Origin of the sequence: Microcella humidisoli (genome assembly GCF_024362325.1) — a bacterium.
GTDB lineage: Bacteria > Actinomycetota > Actinomycetes > Actinomycetales > Microbacteriaceae > Microcella > Microcella humidisoli.
This window is the reverse complement of the sequence record NZ_CP101497.1, coordinates 2,478,150-2,496,428: the sequence shown is the minus strand read 5'-3', so window position 1 is coordinate 2,496,428 and position 18,279 is coordinate 2,478,150. Positions and strand designations below refer to the sequence as shown.

Annotated in this window: 16 protein-coding genes and 4 tRNA genes; 16 read left to right on the top strand and 4 right to left on the bottom strand. The window is 69.0% G+C overall.

Annotated elements, in window-relative coordinates; genetic code table 11:
• Positions 1 to 6: 6 nt before the first annotated feature.
• Complete coding sequence (locus NNL39_RS12200) at positions 7 to 906, bottom strand: sulfurtransferase (protein ID WP_255159543.1); 900 nt, start codon at positions 904 to 906, stop codon at positions 7 to 9.
• Positions 907 to 1,019: 113 nt separating this feature from the next.
• On the opposite strand from NNL39_RS12200, the gene zapE reads away from it, so the two are divergent.
• The 4 genes from zapE to NNL39_RS12180 all read left to right on the top strand — a co-directional run bounded on the left by zapE (position 1,020) and on the right by NNL39_RS12180 (position 6,162).
• Complete coding sequence (zapE, locus tag NNL39_RS12195; RefSeq protein ID WP_255159542.1) at positions 1,020 to 2,045, top strand: cell division protein ZapE; 1,026 nt, start codon at positions 1,020 to 1,022, stop codon at positions 2,043 to 2,045.
• Between the two features lie 95 nt (positions 2,046 to 2,140).
• Positions 2,141 to 3,511, top strand: a complete 1,371-nt coding sequence (gene nhaA, locus NNL39_RS12190; RefSeq protein ID WP_255159541.1) for a Na+/H+ antiporter NhaA — start codon at positions 2,141 to 2,143, stop codon at positions 3,509 to 3,511.
• Positions 3,512 to 3,704: 193 nt separating this feature from the next.
• Positions 3,705 to 4,973, top strand: a complete 1,269-nt coding sequence (locus NNL39_RS12185; RefSeq protein WP_255159540.1) for an ammonium transporter — start codon at positions 3,705 to 3,707, stop codon at positions 4,971 to 4,973.
• Positions 4,974 to 5,070: 97 nt separating this feature from the next.
• Complete coding sequence (locus NNL39_RS12180; RefSeq protein WP_255159539.1) at positions 5,071 to 6,162, top strand: hypothetical protein; 1,092 nt, start codon at positions 5,071 to 5,073, stop codon at positions 6,160 to 6,162.
• Here NNL39_RS12180 and NNL39_RS12175 read toward each other — a convergent pair.
• Positions 6,163 to 6,238: transfer RNA gene (locus NNL39_RS12175), tRNA-Val, on the bottom strand. It abuts the gene before it with no gap.
• Between the two features lie 140 nt (positions 6,239 to 6,378).
• Between NNL39_RS12175 and NNL39_RS12170 the strand changes: the two genes are divergently transcribed.
• The 8 genes from NNL39_RS12170 (at position 6,379) to NNL39_RS12135 (ending at position 13,011) form a co-directional block, all read left to right on the top strand.
• A tRNA-Gly gene (locus NNL39_RS12170) sits at positions 6,379 to 6,450 on the top strand.
• 37 nt (positions 6,451 to 6,487) lie between these two features.
• Positions 6,488 to 6,558, top strand: a tRNA-Cys gene (locus NNL39_RS12165).
• 31 nt (positions 6,559 to 6,589) lie between these two features.
• Positions 6,590 to 6,664 (top strand) — tRNA-Val (locus NNL39_RS12160).
• 113 nt (positions 6,665 to 6,777) lie between these two features.
• On the top strand, positions 6,778 to 7,215 hold the full coding sequence (locus tag NNL39_RS12155; protein ID WP_255159538.1) for a VanZ family protein: 438 nt from the start codon (positions 6,778 to 6,780) through the stop codon (positions 7,213 to 7,215).
• Positions 7,216 to 7,278: 63 nt separating this feature from the next.
• Positions 7,279 to 9,159: a glycosyltransferase family 2 protein gene (locus NNL39_RS12150; protein WP_255159537.1), complete on the top strand. Its 1,881-nt coding sequence runs from the start codon at positions 7,279 to 7,281 to the stop codon at positions 9,157 to 9,159.
• Positions 9,143 to 10,324, top strand: coding sequence for a hypothetical protein (locus NNL39_RS12145; protein ID WP_255159536.1), 1,182 nt, complete (start codon positions 9,143 to 9,145; stop codon positions 10,322 to 10,324). The genes NNL39_RS12150 and NNL39_RS12145 overlap by 17 nt, the downstream gene beginning before the upstream one ends.
• A gap of 197 nt (positions 10,325 to 10,521) precedes the next feature.
• Complete coding sequence (gene thrS, locus NNL39_RS12140) at positions 10,522 to 12,429, top strand: threonine--tRNA ligase (RefSeq protein ID WP_255160953.1); 1,908 nt, start codon at positions 10,522 to 10,524, stop codon at positions 12,427 to 12,429.
• Between the two features lie 9 nt (positions 12,430 to 12,438).
• Positions 12,439 to 13,011: an HIT family protein gene (locus NNL39_RS12135; protein WP_255159535.1), complete on the top strand. Its 573-nt coding sequence runs from the start codon at positions 12,439 to 12,441 to the stop codon at positions 13,009 to 13,011.
• 24 nt (positions 13,012 to 13,035) lie between these two features.
• Here NNL39_RS12135 and pdxY read toward each other — a convergent pair whose 3' ends face one another.
• Positions 13,036 to 13,887 (bottom strand): pyridoxal kinase PdxY, encoded by an 852-nt coding sequence (gene pdxY / locus NNL39_RS12130; protein WP_255159534.1) that lies wholly within the window; start codon positions 13,885 to 13,887, stop codon positions 13,036 to 13,038.
• Between the two features lie 7 nt (positions 13,888 to 13,894).
• On the bottom strand, positions 13,895 to 15,235 hold the full coding sequence (locus NNL39_RS12125; RefSeq protein ID WP_255159533.1) for an aminotransferase class I/II-fold pyridoxal phosphate-dependent enzyme: 1,341 nt from the start codon (positions 15,233 to 15,235) through the stop codon (positions 13,895 to 13,897).
• Between the two features lie 121 nt (positions 15,236 to 15,356).
• Here NNL39_RS12125 and pdxS point away from each other — a divergent pair, with 121 nt between their 5' ends.
• Genes pdxS through NNL39_RS12105 form a run of 4 tightly spaced genes read left to right on the top strand, consistent with a single transcriptional unit; the run spans position 15,357 to position 18,272 of the window.
• Entirely contained in the window at positions 15,357 to 16,247 is an 891-nt protein-coding gene (gene pdxS, locus NNL39_RS12120) for a pyridoxal 5'-phosphate synthase lyase subunit PdxS (RefSeq protein WP_255159532.1), read from the top strand.
• Positions 16,237 to 16,839, top strand: coding sequence for a pyridoxal 5'-phosphate synthase glutaminase subunit PdxT (gene pdxT / locus NNL39_RS12115; protein ID WP_255159531.1), 603 nt, complete (start codon positions 16,237 to 16,239; stop codon positions 16,837 to 16,839). Before pdxS ends, pdxT begins: the two co-directional genes overlap by 11 nt.
• Before the next feature lie 25 nt (positions 16,840 to 16,864).
• Complete coding sequence (locus NNL39_RS12110; protein WP_255159530.1) at positions 16,865 to 17,476, top strand: hypothetical protein; 612 nt, start codon at positions 16,865 to 16,867, stop codon at positions 17,474 to 17,476.
• 34 nt (positions 17,477 to 17,510) lie between these two features.
• A complete protein-coding gene (locus NNL39_RS12105; protein WP_255159529.1) occupies positions 17,511 to 18,272 on the top strand; it encodes a YebC/PmpR family DNA-binding transcriptional regulator in 762 nt (253 codons plus the stop codon).
• Positions 18,273 to 18,279 lie beyond the last annotated feature (7 nt).

Below are 18,279 nucleotides of genomic sequence, written 5' to 3'. Positions count from 1 at the left end.
TTCAGGCTATCGGCCGGGTGCCGAGCCGGGTTCGGCACCCACGGCGATCGGCACGCGCACGGCGCTGCCCCACTCGGTCCACGATCCGTCGTAGTTGCGCACGCGCGGCACCCCCAGCAAGTGCGCGAGCACGAACCAGGTGTGGCTCGACCGTTCGCCGATGCGGCAGTAGGTGATGACGTCGTCGGCGTCGTCGATGCCGGCCTCGACGCGGTAGATCGCGGTGAGCTCGCCGGCCGAACGGAACGTGCCGTCGTCGTTCGCGGCGCGCGACCACGGCACACTCGCTGCCGTCGGGATGTGCCCGCCGCGCAGCGCGCCCTCCTGGGGATACGACGGCATGTGCGTGCGCTCGCCCGTGTACTCCTCGAGCGAGCGAACGTCGATGAGCGGCTTGCCGACGTGGTCCAGCACGTCCTCCTTGAACGCGCGAACGCCCGAGTCGTCGCGCTTGACGACCGGGTAGTCGACGGGTGTCGGGGACGGTGCCTCGGTCGTCAGCGGGCGGCCCTCGGCCACCCAGCGGTCGCGGCCGCCGTCGAGCAGCCGCACGTCGGCGTGGCCGAACAGCGTGAACACCCAGAGCGCGTACGACGCCCACCAGTTGCTGCGGTCGCCGTAGATGACGACGGTGGCGTCACGGGCGATGCCCTTGGCGCTCATGAGGCGTGCGAAGCCGGCTCCGTCGACGTAGTCGCGCACGACGGGGTCGTTGAGCTCGGTGTGCCAGTCGACCTTGACGGCGCCGGGGATGTGCCCGGTCTCGTAGAGCAGCACGTCTTCATCGCTCTCGACGACGATGAGCCCCGGGGCGCCGAGGTGCGCCTCGAGCCAGGCCGTCGAGACGAGCCGCTCGGGGTGCGCGTAGGCCTGGAACTTCTCGGACGGGTCGAATGCGACGGTCATGGGGGCCTCTCTTCACGGCGGTAAACTGGGGAACACCGCCCGCTGAGAAATCTACGCACTCCGGCTGGGCGCCGACCTCACGTGACGGAGTGCGACGAGCCCGAGGGCGAACGATGACGGTGGAACCCACGACGACCGCGGCGCGACTGATCGACCGTCAGCCCGGGATGACCGCCGCCGAGCTCGTCGGCCACCTGAGCCCGCCCCCGCAGTTCGCGGGTGCGAGCCTCGAGAACTACGTTCCTGACGAGCGCTACCCCTCGCAGGCCGCCGCGGTCGAGGCGATGCGCACCTTCTCGAGCGAGGTCGCCGCGCCCGTGCGCGGGCTCTTCTCCCGCAGGGCCGCCGCGCCGGTCGCCAAGCCCGGCGTCTACCTCGACGGCGGCTTCGGCGTCGGCAAGACCCACTTGCTCGCGGCCCTCTGGCACCGCACGCGCGGCCGCAAGTACTTCGGCACCTTCATCGAGTACACCGCGATCGTCGGCGCGCTCGGCTACCGCGAGGCGGTCGCGCACTTCCGCGGCGCCGCCCTGATCGCGATCGACGAGTTCGAGCTCGACGACCCCGGCGACACGATGGTGATGTCCCGGCTGCTGGGCGAGCTGGTCGCGAGTGGTTCGCGCATCGCCGCAACCTCGAACACTCCGCCGCACGCGCTCGGTGAGGGCCGCTTCGCTGCGCAAGACTTCCTGCGCGAGATCAATGCGCTCGCCGATCGGTTCACGACCGTGCGCATCGACGGCGAGGACTACCGCAAACGCGACATCGAGGGACACGCCGTCGCGCTCACTGACGAGGAGTTCGCGGCGCGCATCGCCGCCGAGACGGGCGGCGTCACGGTCGATCCGTTCCGCGACGTGCTGCGGCATCTCGCCACCGTGCACCCGAGCCGCTACGTCGGCCTCATCAGCGGCCTCGACGCGATCGGGCTCACCGACGTCGAGGTGCTGTCGAACCAGACGGATGCGCTGCGCCTCGTCGCCCTCGTCGACCGGCTGTATGACGCGCAAGTGCGCATCCACGCCACGGGGGTGCCGCTCGACCAGGTGTTTCCCGACGAGATGCTGGCGGGTGGATACCGCAAGAAGTACCTGCGGGCGACCTCCCGCATGATCGCCCTCACAACGGCCGCGAACTGACCACCGCCTAGACTGGGTACCGGAGCGCCGGGAAGCCTGGTCGGCCTCCCGGTAGTCATCGGGAGCATCCTGATCATCGACCCCCGGAAGGCCGCATGACCGCCGAGAGCGCCCCCATCGAGCAGAACCCCACCGCACCCCTGAGCGGGCCGGAGCGTCGCTACCGCGAGTCGCTGTGGATCGAGCGCATCCTTCGCCGAGAGACGGTCGGCGGTTTCCTGCTGCTGGCCGCGACCGTGCTCGCGCTCATCGTCGCGAACTCCGCGTGGGGCGAGGGCTACTTCGAGCTGCGCGCGACCTACCTGCAGATCACCTTCGGCGACCTGTTCTGGGAGATCTCGGTCGGAAAATTCGCGGCGGATGCCCTGCTCGCGATCTTCTTCTTCCTCGCGGGCCTCGAGCTCAAGCGCGAGTTCGTCGCGGGCGAGCTGCGCGACCCCCGCAAGGCGCTCGTGCCCGTGGTGGCGGCGATCGGCGGCGTCATCGTGCCCGCGATCATCTACGTCGCGATCGTGCTCGACGACGGCCCCGAGGCGCTACGCGGCTGGGCGATCCCCGTCGCAACCGACATCGCCTTCGCGCTCGCCGTGCTCGCCGTCGTCGGCACGGCGCTGCCGCTCGCCTTGCGCACCTTCCTGCTGACGCTCGCGGTCGTCGACGACCTGATCGCGATCACGATCATCGCCTTCTTCTACACGACCGACCTCGAGCCGCTGTTCCTGCTGGCATCGTTCATCGGCCTCGCCGTGTACGGGCTGCTCGCGCAGCGCTACCAGGAGTTCTTCCGCGTGCGCGAGACCGCCGCCTGGGCGATCCTGCTGCCCATCGGCATCGTCGTGTGGTTCTTCATGTTCGAGTCGGGCGTGCACGCGACGGTCGCCGGAGTGCTGCTCGCCTTCACCGTGCCGGTGCGGGCGAAGGGCGGCGACGACGACGGCCTCGGGCCGCGCATGGGTCTCGCCGAGATCTTCGAGCATCGCTACCGCCCGCTCAGCGCCGGTGTCGCTGTTCCTGTGTTCGCCTTCTTCTCGGCGGGCGTCGCGGTCGGGGGCTGGGATGGCCTCGTCGACGCGGTGTCGAGCCCCATCGCTCTCGGCATCATGGCGGGGCTCGTCGTCGGCAAGACCGTCGGCATCACCGTCGCGACGTGGCTCGTGACCCGACTGCCGGGTGTCTCTCTGCCGCGCGGTGTCAAGTGGGTCGACCTCATCGGCCTCGCGCTGCTCGCCGGCATGGGCTTCACGGTCTCGCTGCTCATCAGCGAACTGAGCTTCGGCCAGGGCACCGCTCTCGACGACATCGGCAAGGTCGGCATTCTGCTCGGCTCGCTCATCGCCGCGGTGCTGGCCGTCATCCTCTTGGGCGCGCGCAACCGCCAGTACAAGCGACAACTGGCTGACGAGCAGGTCGATGCCGACGGTGACGGCATCCCTGATGTCTACGGCGACGACAGGGTGAGCTCCTAGCGCGTTCGAGCATCCGCGAAACGCGATGTTTACCTGTGGGGGATTCGTGTAACACCCGGGAAACATCGCGACACTCCTACCGAAACCTCCTCACTCGACACTGTGCATGTGCCCGGACTCGCCGGGGGAGTCTCGTCCCGAACCTGAGTCCTCGAGTCGGGCGCTCCCTTTGCCACGGTAAGAGAGGTTTGACATGGATCAGGGCAACACTGCCTTCCTCCTCATCTGCGCAGCGCTCGTGCTGCTGATGACTCCCGGACTCGCGTTCTTCTACGGAGGACTCGTCAAGGCCAAGAGCGTCATCAGCATGATGATGATGAGCTTCGGCGCGATCGGTCTCATTGGAGTCTTGTGGGTGCTGTACGGGTACGCGGTCGCATTCTCGGGTAGCGACGGGGTGAACCTTCCGTTCAACCTCGACGCGACCAACCTGGGACTCGACGCAGTCTTCCAAGAGGCCTCTGAGCCGGCGGGCGCATTCCCGCTCATCGCGTTCGCGGCCTTCCAGGCGACGTTCGCCATCATCACCGTCGCGCTCATCTCCGGCTCGATCGCGGACCGCGCGAAGTTCGGCTCGTGGATGATCTTCGCGGGACTGTGGGCGACGATCGTCTACTTCCCGGTCGCGAGCTGGGTCTTCAACTTCACCCTCGCCGACGACGGTTCGTTCGCCGACGGCGGGTGGATCACCTACGGTCTGCAGGAGTGGATCGGCGCGGGTGCCATCGACTTCGCCGGCGGTACCGCGGTGCACATCAACGCCGGTGCTGCGGCTCTGGCGCTTGCGCTCGTACTCGGCAAGCGTGTCGGCTTCGCCAAGGGCGCCCACGTTCCGCACAACCCGCCGTTCGTGCTGCTCGGCGCGGGTCTGCTGTGGTTCGGCTGGTTCGGCTTCAACGCCGGCTCGGAGCTCGCCGCTGACGGCGTTGCGGCCATCGCCTTCATGAACACGATCGCGGCCCCCGCTGCGGCGCTGCTCGCCTGGCTCATCGTCGAGAAGATCAAGGACGGCAAGCCGACCTCGATCGGCGCCGCCTCCGGTGCCGTCGCGGGTCTCGTGGCCATCACGCCGGCCTGTGCATCCCTGACGCCGTTCTGGGCGATCGTGCTCGGACTTCTCGCTGGTGCGCTCTGCGCCCTCGCTGTCGACCTGAAGTTCAAGCTCGGCTTCGACGACTCGCTCGACGTCGTGGGCATCCACCTCGTCGGCGGACTCATCGGAACGCTGTACCTCGGCTTCTTCGCCAACGGCTCGGGCCTCATCTACAGCGGATCGCTCACGCAGCTCGCTGCGCAGGCCATCGCAGCCTTCGCCGTGATGATCTACTCGTTCGTCGTCGCCTACATCATCGGCTTCGCGATCGAGAAGACCATCGGCTTCCGCGTCACCGAGGAAGACGAGATCGCGGGCATCGACCCGATCGTGCACGGCGAAGCCGGGTACGTGCTCGACGCCAAGTAAGCACCCTGAAACACCCTCCCGCCTGCGGGAGACCGGGGCGCTACTCTCGCAAGGGAGTAGCGCCCCTCGGCGTTCGCACGGGAAGGACGGTGCCGTTGTGGGAGCGAGCGACCCCGTGCTGCAAGCCGTATGCGCGGTGCTCGTGCTCGCGGTGCCCGTGGCCCTGCTCATGGGGCTCCGGCCGCCGGGCGAGCGACGCACCCTCGCGGTGACCGTCGCCGGCCTCGTCGCCGCCGCGGGAGTGATCATCGGGGCCGCGATCCGCGGCGGTTCGGTCGACCCGGCGAGCATCGTGCTCGATGCCGCCCTTGCCGCGGCGATCACCGGGTCGGTCGCCGTGCTCGCCGCGACCCGCCTCGGAGCGCTCGGCGGAGGCGTGTTCGCTGCGGTGTGGGGGGTCATCGTGCTGCCCCCGGTGTTCGCCGCGGTCGTGGGCACGGTTCCCTCGCTCGTGCAGACCGTATTCGGGGCCGTGGACTATGCGGGGGTGCTCGCCACGCATGTCGCGCCCGCGGCATCCCTGTTCGCCCTCTCCCTGCTTCCCGCGCGCCCGCGGGCCGCGAAGCCGTCGGAACCGGCCAGGCTGTCGCGGGCGATCGTCGCAACCGTGCTGCTGGCTGTCGGGGCGACCGCCTGGATGGTGGGAGTCGAGCGCGTCGTCAATGCCGCGACGGGACGCACCCTCGGCAATGCGGTCGTCGGTGTGCTGCTCGGGGCACTCGTCTGGGCGCTCGTGGCGCGCATCGCCGGGCGCCCCGGCAGCCCGACCGGGCTCGTCGCGGGTGCTGTGCTCGGCTGGGCCGCGATCGGCGCGGGGGTCGCGTTCCTGTCACCCGTCGGTCTCGCCACCGCGGTCGTGATCGGCACGGCGAGCGGCACGGCCGTGATCGTGCGCGCCCCCGCGGCGGCCGACCCCGTGCGTCGAGTCGCCGTCGGGGTCATCGTCGCGGCCTCGGTCGGTGGCGTCGTGCTCGCGCTGCTCGCCGACGGGTTCGGGCTCGCGGCCACAGGGGCCGTCGCGCCCGTCCTGGGCCAGCTGGGCGCGGTGCTCGCGATTGCGCTCGGATCGGCCGCCTCGGGGCTGCTCTGCGGGGCCCTCGCGATCGGAGCGATCATCCTGCTCGAGCGGGGACCGCGGGGCCGTGCCGCAGGCGATGCCGTGACCCGGGATCCTGCGGGAGGAGACTGATGGTGGGCGATACCAGACTCGAACTGATGACCTCTTCCGTGTGAAGGAAGCGCGCTACCAACTGCGCCAATCGCCCGTGCGCGTCCATCTTGCCACAAACGCGAGAGCTCGTTGCGACGCCCACGGAGCAGGGGACACGCCCGCACCGGTCGGTTTGGCCCAGACCGGAATGGTGGGCTAGAGTTTCGATGCGCCCCCGGGAACGGGGGAGCGAATGCGGATGTGGCGCAGTGGTAGCGCATCACCTTGCCAAGGTGAGGGTCGCGAGTTCGAATCTCGTCATCCGCTCGAGTAATGGCCCTCTGTGAGGTGGGCTATTGCCCACGGTGGCGTGGCCGAGAGGCGAGGCAGCGGCCTGCAAAGCCGTGCACACGGGTTCGAATCCCGTCGCCACCTCACAGCACCACCCGAAACACCCCATGCGAATGGGCGATTGGCGCAGCGGTAGCGCGCTTCCCTGACACGGAAGAGGTCACTGGTTCGATCCCAGTATCGCCCACCAACACTTCCCTCGAACCAGTGCCCTTGCAGACGCTGTCGCCTCTGCGCTGGGTCGATCCCCGTATCGCCCACCACACTCAGCGGCGTCATCGTCGGGGGTGCGATCATCGAATGATGAGCCGCCGCACTCCCGCCATCATCGTGGGTCTCGCCTACACGGCTCTCGTGCTGCTCGTGACCCTCGGTCCTGTGCCTCAGCGTCTCGTGGGATCCCAGTCGGCGAGGGGTGTCCTCGCGTGGCGCGAGTGGTTCGACCCAGCCACCTGGACGACCGGGTCGGTGCTCGAGTTCGCCGCGAATGTGCTGCTCTTCGCGCCATGGGGCGCGCTCGCACTGCTCGTCGTGGGCGCGCGCCGGTGGTGGCTCGCGATCCTCGCGGGCCTCGCGCTGACGACGCTGATCGAGATCGCGCAGATCCCGACGGCTCGCATTTCCGATCCGCGCGACCTGGTCGCCAATCTCGCCGGCACGATGCTGGGGGTGCTGCTGGCTCTCGTCGTCGAGGGGATCCGGGCACGGACCCGCGCGTTCGACCCAGCGCCCGTGGCCTAGCACGAGGGATGGCACCCCGTTCTGGGGCGGGCATTCGAGCGGGTGACGGCCTAGGCTAGAGGCATGGCTCCGGGGGGAGAGGCTCCAGCGACGCGCGTCGCCGACAGTGAGGCGTTCGCCGATCTCCTGCTGCAAAGCGGTCTCGTCTCGTCAGAGAACCTCGCGTTCGCGCGGCTCGTTAAAGAGCGCACGGGTGCCCACATCGACCAGGTGCTCATCAGCGAGGGCCTGCTCGATTCCGAATCGCTGCTGCTCGCCGAGGCGGCATCGTGGGGTATCCACCCGATTGACCTCGAAGCGGTGAAGTTCGACGACGAGCTCGTGCGCAGCGGTTCCGGTCAGCGCTATCTGGCCGAGAACTGGTTGCCGATCCGGCGCAACGACGCGGGCATCGTCTTCGTGGCGACCGCACGCGGTGTCGCTCCCGAGCGTGTGGCGAGCATCCGTGAGGCACTCGGCGGTGCGGAGGTGCAGTTCGTCGCCACCACGTCGTGGGACATCAAGAACGCGTGCCTCAAGCTGTTTCGCTCCGAGATCGCCGATGAGGCCGCGAACGAACTGTGGCGTCAGAACCCCGCCATGTCGGCGCGCATCACCTTCAGCCGCGGTCAGAAGGTGATCGGGGCCGTTGGCGCCCTCGTGCTCGTCGCTGCGGCGGTGCTGCGGCCCGTCGAGACCGTGATCGTGTTGATGACCGTCACGAGTCTGGTGTTCCTGGCGGGCACGAGCTTCAAGTTCATCGTCGCCATGCGCGGGGCCCGCTACGACGTCGTCGAGCGCATCACGAAGGCGCAGATCCACGCGCTCGACGAGCGCGAGCTGCCCCGGTACACGGTGCTCGTGCCGGTCTTCCGCGAGGCGAACATCGTCGGCCAGCTCATCCGCAACCTCGGCGGTCTCGACTACCCGACCGAGAAGCTCGAGGTGCTCATCTTGATCGAGGAGGAAGACCACGAGACGCGGGATGCGGTGCTCACCTCGAATCCGCCGCCCCACTTCCGAATCGTCACGATCCCGAAGGGCCAGCCGCAGACGAAGCCGCGGGCATGCAACGTCGGGCTGTACTTCGCGACGGGCGATCTGCTCGTCATCTACGACGCCGAAGACACGCCCGACCCTGACCAGCTCAAGAAGGCCGTCGTCGCCTTCCGTCGTGGGGGCGACGAGACGGTCTGCGTGCAGGCCTCGCTGAACTACTTCAACGACCGCGAGAACGCGCTCACCCGCATGTTCACGCTCGAGTACAGCTACTGGTTCGACTACATGCTCGCCGGCCTCGACCTCGGCGACCTGCCCATTCCGCTCGGCGGCACGTCGAACCACTTCCGCACGTCCGCGCTCATCGAGCTCGGCGGGTGGGACCCGTACAACGTCACGGAAGACGCCGACCTCGGAATCCGTGCGAGCGCGCTCGGCTACCGGGTCGGGGTCATCAATTCGACGACGATGGAGGAGGCCAACACCTCCATCCCCAACTTCATCCGTCAGCGCTCGCGGTGGATCAAGGGCTACATGCAGACGACGCTCGTGCACGCGCGCCAGCCGCTCGCCCTCGTGCGCCAGATCGGGCTCCGGCGGTTCCTGAGCTTCGTGCTCCTCATCGCGGGCACGCCAGCCACGTTCCTCGGGGTGATCCCGTTCTACGTGATCACGGCGTTCACGATCGTGCTGCCGGTCGATGCTCTCGCACAGCTCTTCCCGATCTGGCTGCTCTGGCTGACCCTGCTCAATTTCGTCATCGGCAACGTCATCATGATCTACCTGTCGATGATGGGGCCGTACAAGCGCGGCACGTTCCACCTCGTGCTGTGGGCGCTGCTGAATCCGCTGTACTGGCTGCTGCACTCGATCGCGGCTTACAAGGGCCTCTGGCAGCTCATCACCAAGCCGCACTATTGGGAGAAGACCGAGCACGGTCTGACGACGCATGTCCAGCACGACTGAGGCCCCCATGGTGCGTGACCGATCAAGCCGCCGCGCTCCGCGCACGCGTCACGACCCCTTCCCCCGATTCCCGGTGCAACGCTGGATGCTGCGCCTCGGCCTCATGGCCCCGCTCATCGCGATCGCGCTCCTGCTCGAACTCGTGCCGTACCCCGAGTCGGCGCCCAACGCCGATCTGCTCGTCGATGTGGCGGCGATCGACTGGACGCGGGGCGACGCCGAGTGGCTCGCGCTGCTGTACCCGCACACGTCGATTCTGATCGCCGCGAGCAACCCCTTCGGCCGACTCGGACTCAGCATCATCGGGGCGATCGCCGCGGGTTTCCTGCTGCAGAAGGTCGCGGAGATCATCGCGCAGAGAGCGATCCCGCGGTCGACGGGCATCATCCTCATCATCGCGCTCGCGGCGAACCCGCTCTTCGCCTACTTCGCGCTCGAGAACCTGCCGGGCTTCCTCGCGATCACGTTCTTCGGCCTTGCCCTCGCCGACCTCGTGCGGTTCGTCAACTGGGGCAGCACCGAGTCGGGGTTCCGGGCAGGCATCCTGCTCATGATCGCGGCGCTCAGCGACCCCTCGGGCATCCTCTACGCGCTCGTCGCCGTGCTCGCGTCGCCCTTCCTGCGCCACGGCCGGCCGTCGGCGCCGGGGCTGCGCGCGGCGAACATGCTCGTCATCGGCTTCCCCACCCTCGGCGCGTTCGCGACGATCATCTTCCTCAACATGCTGTTCTTCGGCACCCCGTGGCCGCAAGAGGATGTCGCCAGCATCATCGCGAGCATCCCGGCTGGTCTCGCGGGGCTGCAAGCGCTCTACTCGACGCCGACCGGCTGGCTCATCGCCGCTCCCGTCCTGAGCTCGTGGCTGGTCGCGGCGATCGTGCGACGTCCCGCCGCCATCCCGGTCTCGACGATCGTGTTCCTGCTGCTCAACGTCGCCTTCCTGCTCGGCGCTTTCCACCCCGGTGCCGCCGGCGTGACCTTCACGCTGCTGACGCTGCTCGCGATCACCCTCATCCCGGGCGCGCGCACGCCGGTCACGAACGCCCTCGTCGACCTCGTCGCCGTGCTGCAGATCGCGATCGCGTGGGCGGCGGCCCTCGATCGCGAGATCGTGCTCGCTTGGATGCAGTCGGTCGCCGACGCCTGGGTCGTGTTCGTCGGCTGATCGGCGCGGCCGAGCGGGCGGATGCGCGCCGGTAGAGTTGGTCGCGCCCATCGCCCCAGCAATCCGCCCCACGAGGAGCCTGCGTGTCCGACCCCGTCGCGCCCGAGTCCGCCGCCGTCCCGACCGCTCCCGAGCCGGTCGCGGTCACGCAGGCGACCGACGGTTTCGGCATCTTCACCGACCGCTCGGTCGTGGCCATGCGGGTGGCCGGCGAACTCCGCGATCTGGCGCACCGGCTGCACCCGGGCGATGTCGCCGAGCCGGTGACGATCGGCAGTCCCGACGGCCTGGCGATTCTGCGGCACTCGGCCGCGCACGTGCTCGCACAGGCCGTGCAGTCGATCAACCCCGAGGCGAAGCTCGGCATCGGTCCGCCGATCACCGACGGCTTCTACTACGACTTCGATGTCTCGACCCCGTTCACGACCGACGACCTCTCGGCGTTGAGCAAGGCGATGGACCGGATCATCCGCCAGGGCCAGCGCTTCGTCCGCCGGGTCGTCACCGAGGATGAGGCGCGGGCCGAGCTCGCGGCCGAGCCCTACAAGCTCGAGCTCATCGGGCTCAAGGGTGCGGCAGCCGACGGTGCGGACGGCGAGAGCGTCGAGGTCGGCGGGGGAGAGCTCACGATCTACGACAACGTCGACGGCAAGACCGGTGAGGTCTACTGGAAAGACCTGTGTCGCGGCCCGCACCTGCCCAACACGCGCATGATCGGCAACGGCTGGTCGCTCATGCGAGTGGCCGCCGCCTACTGGCGCGGCAGCGAGAAGAACCCGCAGCTGCAGCGCATCTACGGCACAGCCTGGCCGTCGAAGGATGCCCTCCGCGAGCACCTCGGCCGCCTCGAGGAGGCCGCCAAGCGCGACCACCGCAAGCTCGGCGTCGAACTCGACCTGTTCAGCTTCCCCGATGAGATCGGATCAGGGCTCGCGGTCTTCCACCCCAAGGGCGGCATCATCCGCGCCGAGATCGAGGACTTCATGCGCGAGCGCCTGCTCGCGAACGGCTACGAGCTCGTGTACTCGCCGCACATCACGAAGGGCGCCCTCTTCGAGACCAGTGGGCACCTGCAGTGGTACGAGGAGGGTATGTTCCCCGCCATGCACCTCGATGAGGAGCGCGACGCCGAGGGAAACATCACCAAGCAGGGGCAGAACTACTACCTCAAGCCCATGAACTGCCCGTTCCACAACCTGATCTTCCGGGCCCGCGGGCGCTCGTACCGCGAGCTGCCGTTGCGCCTGGCGGAGTTCGGCACGGTGTACCGCTATGAGAAGAGCGGCACGCTCTCGGGCTTGACGCGCGTGCGCGGCCTCACGCAGGACGACGCGCACATCTACGTGACGCCCGACCAGGTGAAGGCCGAGGTCGCGAGCCAGTTGCAGTTCGTGCTCGAGACCTTGCGCGGCTACGGCCTCGACGACTTCTACCTCGAGCTGTCGACCCGCAACCCCGAGAAGTCGGTCGGCAGCGACGAGCTGTGGGAGCAGGCGACGGAGACGCTGCGCGAGGTCGCCGTCGAGTCGGGGCTCGAGCTCGTGCCCGACCCGGGTGGAGCCGCGTTCTACGGCCCCAAGATCTCGGTGCAGGCGCGCGACGCGATCGGCCGCACGTGGCAGCTCTCGACGGTGCAGCTCGATTTCAACCAGCCCGAGCGCTTCGAGCTCGAGTACACCGCGTCCGACGGCACGCGCCAGCAGCCGATCATGATCCACCGCGCGCTGCTCGGGTCGATCGAGCGCTTCTTCGCGATCCTGCTCGAGCACTACGCGGGGGCCTTCCCGGCCTGGCTCTCGCCCGAGCAGGTCGTCGGCATCCCCGTCGCGGAGTACTACGCCGAGTATCTCGAGGGGGTCATCGGGAAGCTCCGGGCCACCGGTGTGCGGGCCCATGTCGACCACTCCGACGACCGCATGCAGAAGAAGATCCGCACCCACACGACCGGCAAGGTGCCCTACCTCCTCATCGCGGGCGCCGAGGATGTCGCCAACGGCGCGGTGAGCTTCCGGTTCCGCGACGGCTCGCAGGTCAACGGCGTGCCCGTCGAGCAGGCGATCGCGCGCATCACCACGGCGATCTCGACGCGTTCGGCCGAACTGTAGCGAGCATCCATGACCGATCAGGATGCGGAGCGGCCGTCGCTGGCGGGCGTCGAGGCGGAGCCGGCCTCGCAGTTCGTGGGTGTGCCCGACAGCTACGAGCGGCTCTGGACGCCGCACCGGATGGCGTACATCCAGTCGCATCACCGGCAGGAGAGCGACGACGCGTGCCCGTTCTGCCGCGCTCCAGCGCTCTCCGACGAGCAGTCGCTGATCGTCGCACGCGGTGAGTTCTCGTTCGTCGTGCTGAATCTGTACCCGTACAACAGCGGACACCTGCTCGTGTGCCCGTACCGTCATGTGGGGCTCTACGACGAGGCGACGGACGCGGAGACGGCAGAGATCGCGACGCTCACGCAGACCGCCATGCGGGTGCTGCGGGACACCATGCGCTGCGAGGGGTTCAACATAGGCATGAACCAGGGCCGTCTGGCCGGCGCCGGCATCGCGAGCCACCTCCATCAGCACATCGTGCCGCGCTGGAGCGCGGACGCGAACTTCATGCCGATCATCGCGGGCACAAAGGCGATGCCGCGGTTGCTCGACGAGGTGCGGGTCCAGATCGCGGCGGCCTGGCCGCGCTGATCCCGCCGTCGCCGACGGGGTGGCTCAGCGCACCTGGCGCACCGCGAACTGCATCTGCGGGTGGGCGTATGCCTCCTGCGATTCGATGAGCTGCAGCTCCCGCTCGCCCGAGTTCAACGTGTTCTCCAGCAGGTCGAACACGCTCGAGGCCGTGCGTGCGAGGGCGTCGGCGGCGTCACCGGTGCGGCGGTAGTGCGCGGTGAAGAGCGCGGCGGTGACATCGCCCGAGCCGTTGGCCTTCAGGGGCAGCCGTGGCGTGGTGACGATCCACGCTCCGGTGTCGGTGACGGCGAGCATCTCGAGAGTGCCGTCGTCGCGATCGGGGCGCTCGACGCTCGTCACGAGAACCACGCGCGGGCCGGACTCCCGCACGCGGTCGACTGAAGCGAGAGTCGATTCGAGGGTGTCAGGCTCGGTTCCGGTGAGGTAGCCGAGCTCGAACTGGTTCGGGGTGATCAGGTCGGCGGCGGGCACGACGCGCTCCCGCAGGAGCACCGGAATCGCGGGCGCCACGAAGCACCCGCTCGTCGCATTGCCCATGACGGGGTCGCAGGCGTAGATCGCGTCGGGGTTCGCCGCCTTGATGCGGGCGACCGCCTCGAGGATGACATCGGCGATGCCCTCCGAGCCCTGATAGCCGGAGAGAATCACGTCGATCGTCGGGAACGCGCCACGCTCCTCGATTCCCACGATGACATCCCTCACGTCATCCGGACTGATGAGCGGGCCTCGCCACGCTCCGTATCCCGTGTGGTTGGAGAAGTTGACCGTGTAGACCGGCATGACCTCGACGCCGATGCGCTGCAGGGGGAACACGGCGGCGGAGTTGCCGACGTGCCCGTAGGCCACGGCGGACTGGATGGACAGGACCTTCATTCCTCGATCATTCCACCTGGGTCGGGCGCAGCCGTCCGCCAGCGGCCCTCACGGCTGCCGCGATGTCGGCGGCGAGACGCCCGGCGTCGGCGTCGTCGAGATCGTGCACCGTGAGACGCAGCCGGCGCGTGCTGGGTACGGAGCCCAGAGAGAACTCGTCACCCGTTCGTGCCAGCCACCCGCGGCGCATGAGCAGCTCGGAGACCTCGCGCGCTGCGACGGGCAGTGCCACCCAGAGGTTGAGGCCGTCACCGGCGTACGTCGGGATGCCGAGCGCCGTGAGTCGAGCCGCGAACGCGGCATTGCGGTCGGCGTAGTGGTCGCCGGCGTGAGCAATGCCGGCGGCGACAGCAGGGTCGGACACGAGGGCGAGGGTCAGCCGCTGCAGCAAGTGGCTCACCCAGGTGGTGCCCGGGGTGAGCCGCATCGCGAGCCGATCGGCGGTGTCGGGGTCGGACGCCGTCACGGCGAGGCACATGTCCGGACCGAGAAACTTGGAGACCGAGCGCACGAGTGCCCAGCGCTTATGGTCGGGTCCGATGAGTGAGCGGAACGGCGAGCGCGACAGCATCGAGAAGTGATCGTCCTCGATGACCAGCACGTACGGGTGCTCACTGAGCGCCGCGCGCAGCTCGACGGCACGCCGCTCGCTCAGACTCACCCCCGTGGGGTTCTGTGCACGGGGAGTGCAGACGACGGCACGAACGCCCTGCTCGAGTGCCGCCCGGAGCCCGGCAACGGTCATCCCCTCCTCATCGACCGGCACCGGCACTGGACGATAGCCGCCCACGCGAACCGTATGGATGCTGGTGAGGAAGCACGGATCCTCGAGCGCGACAGCGTCGTCGCGGACGAGTGCCTGGGAGAGCAGCCGCTCGACTGCATCGGCTGCGCCGCTCGTGACCGTCAGTCGCACGTCGGCGGGTGCGAGGTCGGCGCGCATCCACCCGGTGGCCCAGCGTTCGAGGTCGCGATCGATCACGGGCTCGCCGTAGAGCACTCGATGGCCGGCCATGCCGGCGAGCGCCCGCGACTGATCGGGGATGAGCGCCGGGTCGGGATTCCCCGTCGCGACGTCGCGCAGCACGCTGTCGGCAGCAAAGCCCTCCTGGGCGACGGCCGCGAGATCGGCGACGCGGGTGCCGGCCCGGCCGCGCGTGACGACGAGGCCCGCTTGCGTGAGCTGGCGGTACGCAGCCGTGGCGGTGTTGCGGTTGACACCGAGGTCGTCCGCGAGGTCGCGGACCGGAGGGAGGGCATCACCCGGAATCAGCGTGCCGCGCTCGATCAGTCCGCGCACGCTGGCGGCGATCTCTGCGGCCGAACGGCCGGTGATCTCGAGGGTCATGTGGCGGTCCATCGCTCGGGGTGTCTGCCGGATAGGCCATGGTATCTTTTGGCCTAGGTCATTGTGATCCGTGGCCTCAAGCATACGCGCGCCAGCGCGCCATCCGTCGAAGGGAACCCTGATGAGCACTACCGAGACCGGCTCGAGCCGCGTCAAGCGCGGACTCGCCGAGATGCTCAAGGGCGGCGTCATCATGGACGTCATCAACGCCGAGCAGGCGCGCATCGCTGAAGACGCGGGCGCCGTCGCCGTCATGGCGCTCGAGCGCGTGCCCGCCGATATCCGCGCTCAGGGCGGCGTCGCGCGAATGAGCGACCCCGACCTGATCGACGAGATCATCGCGACCGTCTCGATCCCCGTCATGGCGAAGGCCCGTATCGGCCACTTCGTCGAGGCGCAGGTGCTGCAGTCGCTCGGCGTCGACTACATCGACGAGTCGGAAGTGCTGAGTCCCGCCGACTATGTGAACCACATCGACAAGTGGCCCTTCACGGTGCCGTTCGTGTGCGGAGCGACCAACCTGGGCGAGGCGCTGCGGCGCATCACCGAGGGTGCCGCCATGATCCGCTCGAAGGGCGAGGCCGGCACGGGCGATGTCTCCGAGGCCACCAAGCACATCCGCACGATCCTCGGCGAGATCCGGGCCCTGTCGGCGAAGACCCCTGACGAGTGGTACGTGGCCGCGAAGGAGCTGCAGGCGCCGTACGAGCTCGTCGCCGAGGTCGCGCAGACCGGCAAGCTGCCCGTCGTGCTCTTCACCGCGGGCGGGGTTGCCACGCCGGCCGATGCCGCGCTCATGATGCAGCTCGGCGCCGACGGCGTGTTCGTCGGCTCGGGCGTCTTCAAGTCGGGCAACCCCGTGGCGCGCGCTGCCGCGATCGTCAAGGCGACGGCGGGCTACAGCGACCCCGCGATCGTCGCCGAGGCCTCGCGCGGTCTCGGTGAGGCCATGGTCGGCATCAACGTCGCCGACCTGCCCGCGCCGCACCGCCTCGCCGAGCGTGGCTGGTAGGTCGCTCCCGCCCGTCGGTGTCTTCGCGCTGCAGGGCGACGTGCGCGAGCACGTCGCGGTGCTGGCGCAGCTGGGCGCCGACGTGCGCGAGGTGCGCACGCCGGCGCAGCTCGCCGAGGTGGGCGGTCTCGTCATCCCGGGCGGAGAGTCGAGCGTCATGGACAAGCTCAGCCGGCTGTTCGGGCTGCGGGATCCGCTGCGGGACCGCATTGCGACCGGCATGCCCGTCTACGGCACGTGCGCCGGGCTCATCATGCTCGCCGACCGCCTGCACGACGCCATCGAGGGCCAGCTGTCGTTGGGCGGGTTGGATGTCGCCGTGCGCCGCAACGCGTTCGGAACCCAGCTCGACTCCTTCGAGACCGACCTCGCGGTGCCGGCGCTCGGCGAGCCGCCCGTGCATGCCGTGTTCATCCGCGCGCCGGTTGTCGACGAGGTCGGTGCCGGGGTCGAGGTGCTCGCGTCTCTCGATGACGGGCGCGTCGTCGCCGTCGAGCAGGGGCGCCTGATGGGTACCTCCTTCCACCCGGAGGTTGCCGGGGAGACGCGCTTTCACGCGCGGTTCCTCGATCACGTCGCCGCGGCCTCCTGAGCGCCGCACCTGACACGATGGGGGCATGAGCCTCTACTCGGACTACCCGGCCGCCCGGACACGGCAGATCATCGCCGACATCGTCGGACTCGTGCTCGTGATCGTCGTCGTGAGCACGGCGGCTGCGGTCACTGCGACGATCCGCGCCCTTGGTGCCTTCGGACGTGATCTCGAGCAGGCCGGCCTCGACTTCGAGACGGGGCTCGCTGACGCCGCCGAGACGCTCGGCGAGGTGCCGCTCATCGGCGACGGTATCCGTGGCCCCTTCGATGCGGCGGCGGGCGCGGGCGCCTCCGTTGCCGAGGCTGGCCGTGCGCAGCAGGCCTTCGTCGAGGCGGTCGCGCTCGGCGTCGGCTGGTCGGTCGCGGTCGTCCCGCTCGTGCTGCTCGCGCTCGTCTGGGTGCTGCCGCGCGTGCGATTCGCCCTGCGCTCGAGCCGGCTGCGGTCGATGATCGCCCGCGGCATGACCGCCGACACGCTCGCCGCGCGGGCCGTGGCCCGGGCGCCGCTGCACGAGCTCGCCGCCGTGCATCCCGACCCCGCCGCGGCGTGGCGCGCGAACGATCCCGCCGCGATCCGTGCGCTCGCCGGGCTCGAACTGCGCCGCGCCGGAATCCGGGCAGACGCCCTGCCCTAAACTGGCACTGATCTTCAGACCTGCAAGGAGCCCCATGTCCGGCCATTCCAAGTGGGCGACGACGAAGCACAAGAAGGCGATCATCGACAGTCGCCGGGCCAAGTCGTTCGCCAAGCTCATCAAGAACATCGAGGTCGCCGCCAAGATCGGTGGTGCCGACCTGAGCGGTAATCCGACCCTCGTCGACGCGGTGCAGAAGGCCAAGAAGACCTCGGTGCCCAACGACAACATCGATCGCGCCATCAAGCGCGGTGCGGGGCTCACCGGCGAGTCCGTCGACTATCAGACGATCATGTACGAGGGCTACGGCCCCGGCGGCCTGGCCCTGCTCATCGAGTGCCTCACCGACAACAAGAACCGCGCCGCGGCCGAGGTGCGCACGGCCATGTCGCGCAACGGCGGCACGATGGCCGACCCCGGCAGCGTCGCCTACAACTTCAGCCGCAAGGGCGTCATCTCGATCACCAAGACCGACGGTGTGACCGAGGACGACATCCTGCTCGCGGTGCTCGACGCGGGAGCGGAAGAGGTCATCGATCAGGGCGGCGGCTTCGAAGTCATCACCGACCCCTCGCAGCTCGTCGCCGCGCGCACGGCGCTGCAGGAGGCCGGTATCGAGTACGACTCGGCCGAGGCTGAGTTCGTCGCGAACCTGCAGATCGAGGCCGACGCCGACACCGCGCGCAAGCTGTTCAAGCTCGTCGATGCGATGGACGACCTCGATGACGTGCAGAACGTCTTCACGAATGTCTCGCTGAGCGCTGAGGTGCGCGCCGAGCTCGACGACGACGAGTAGCCGCGTG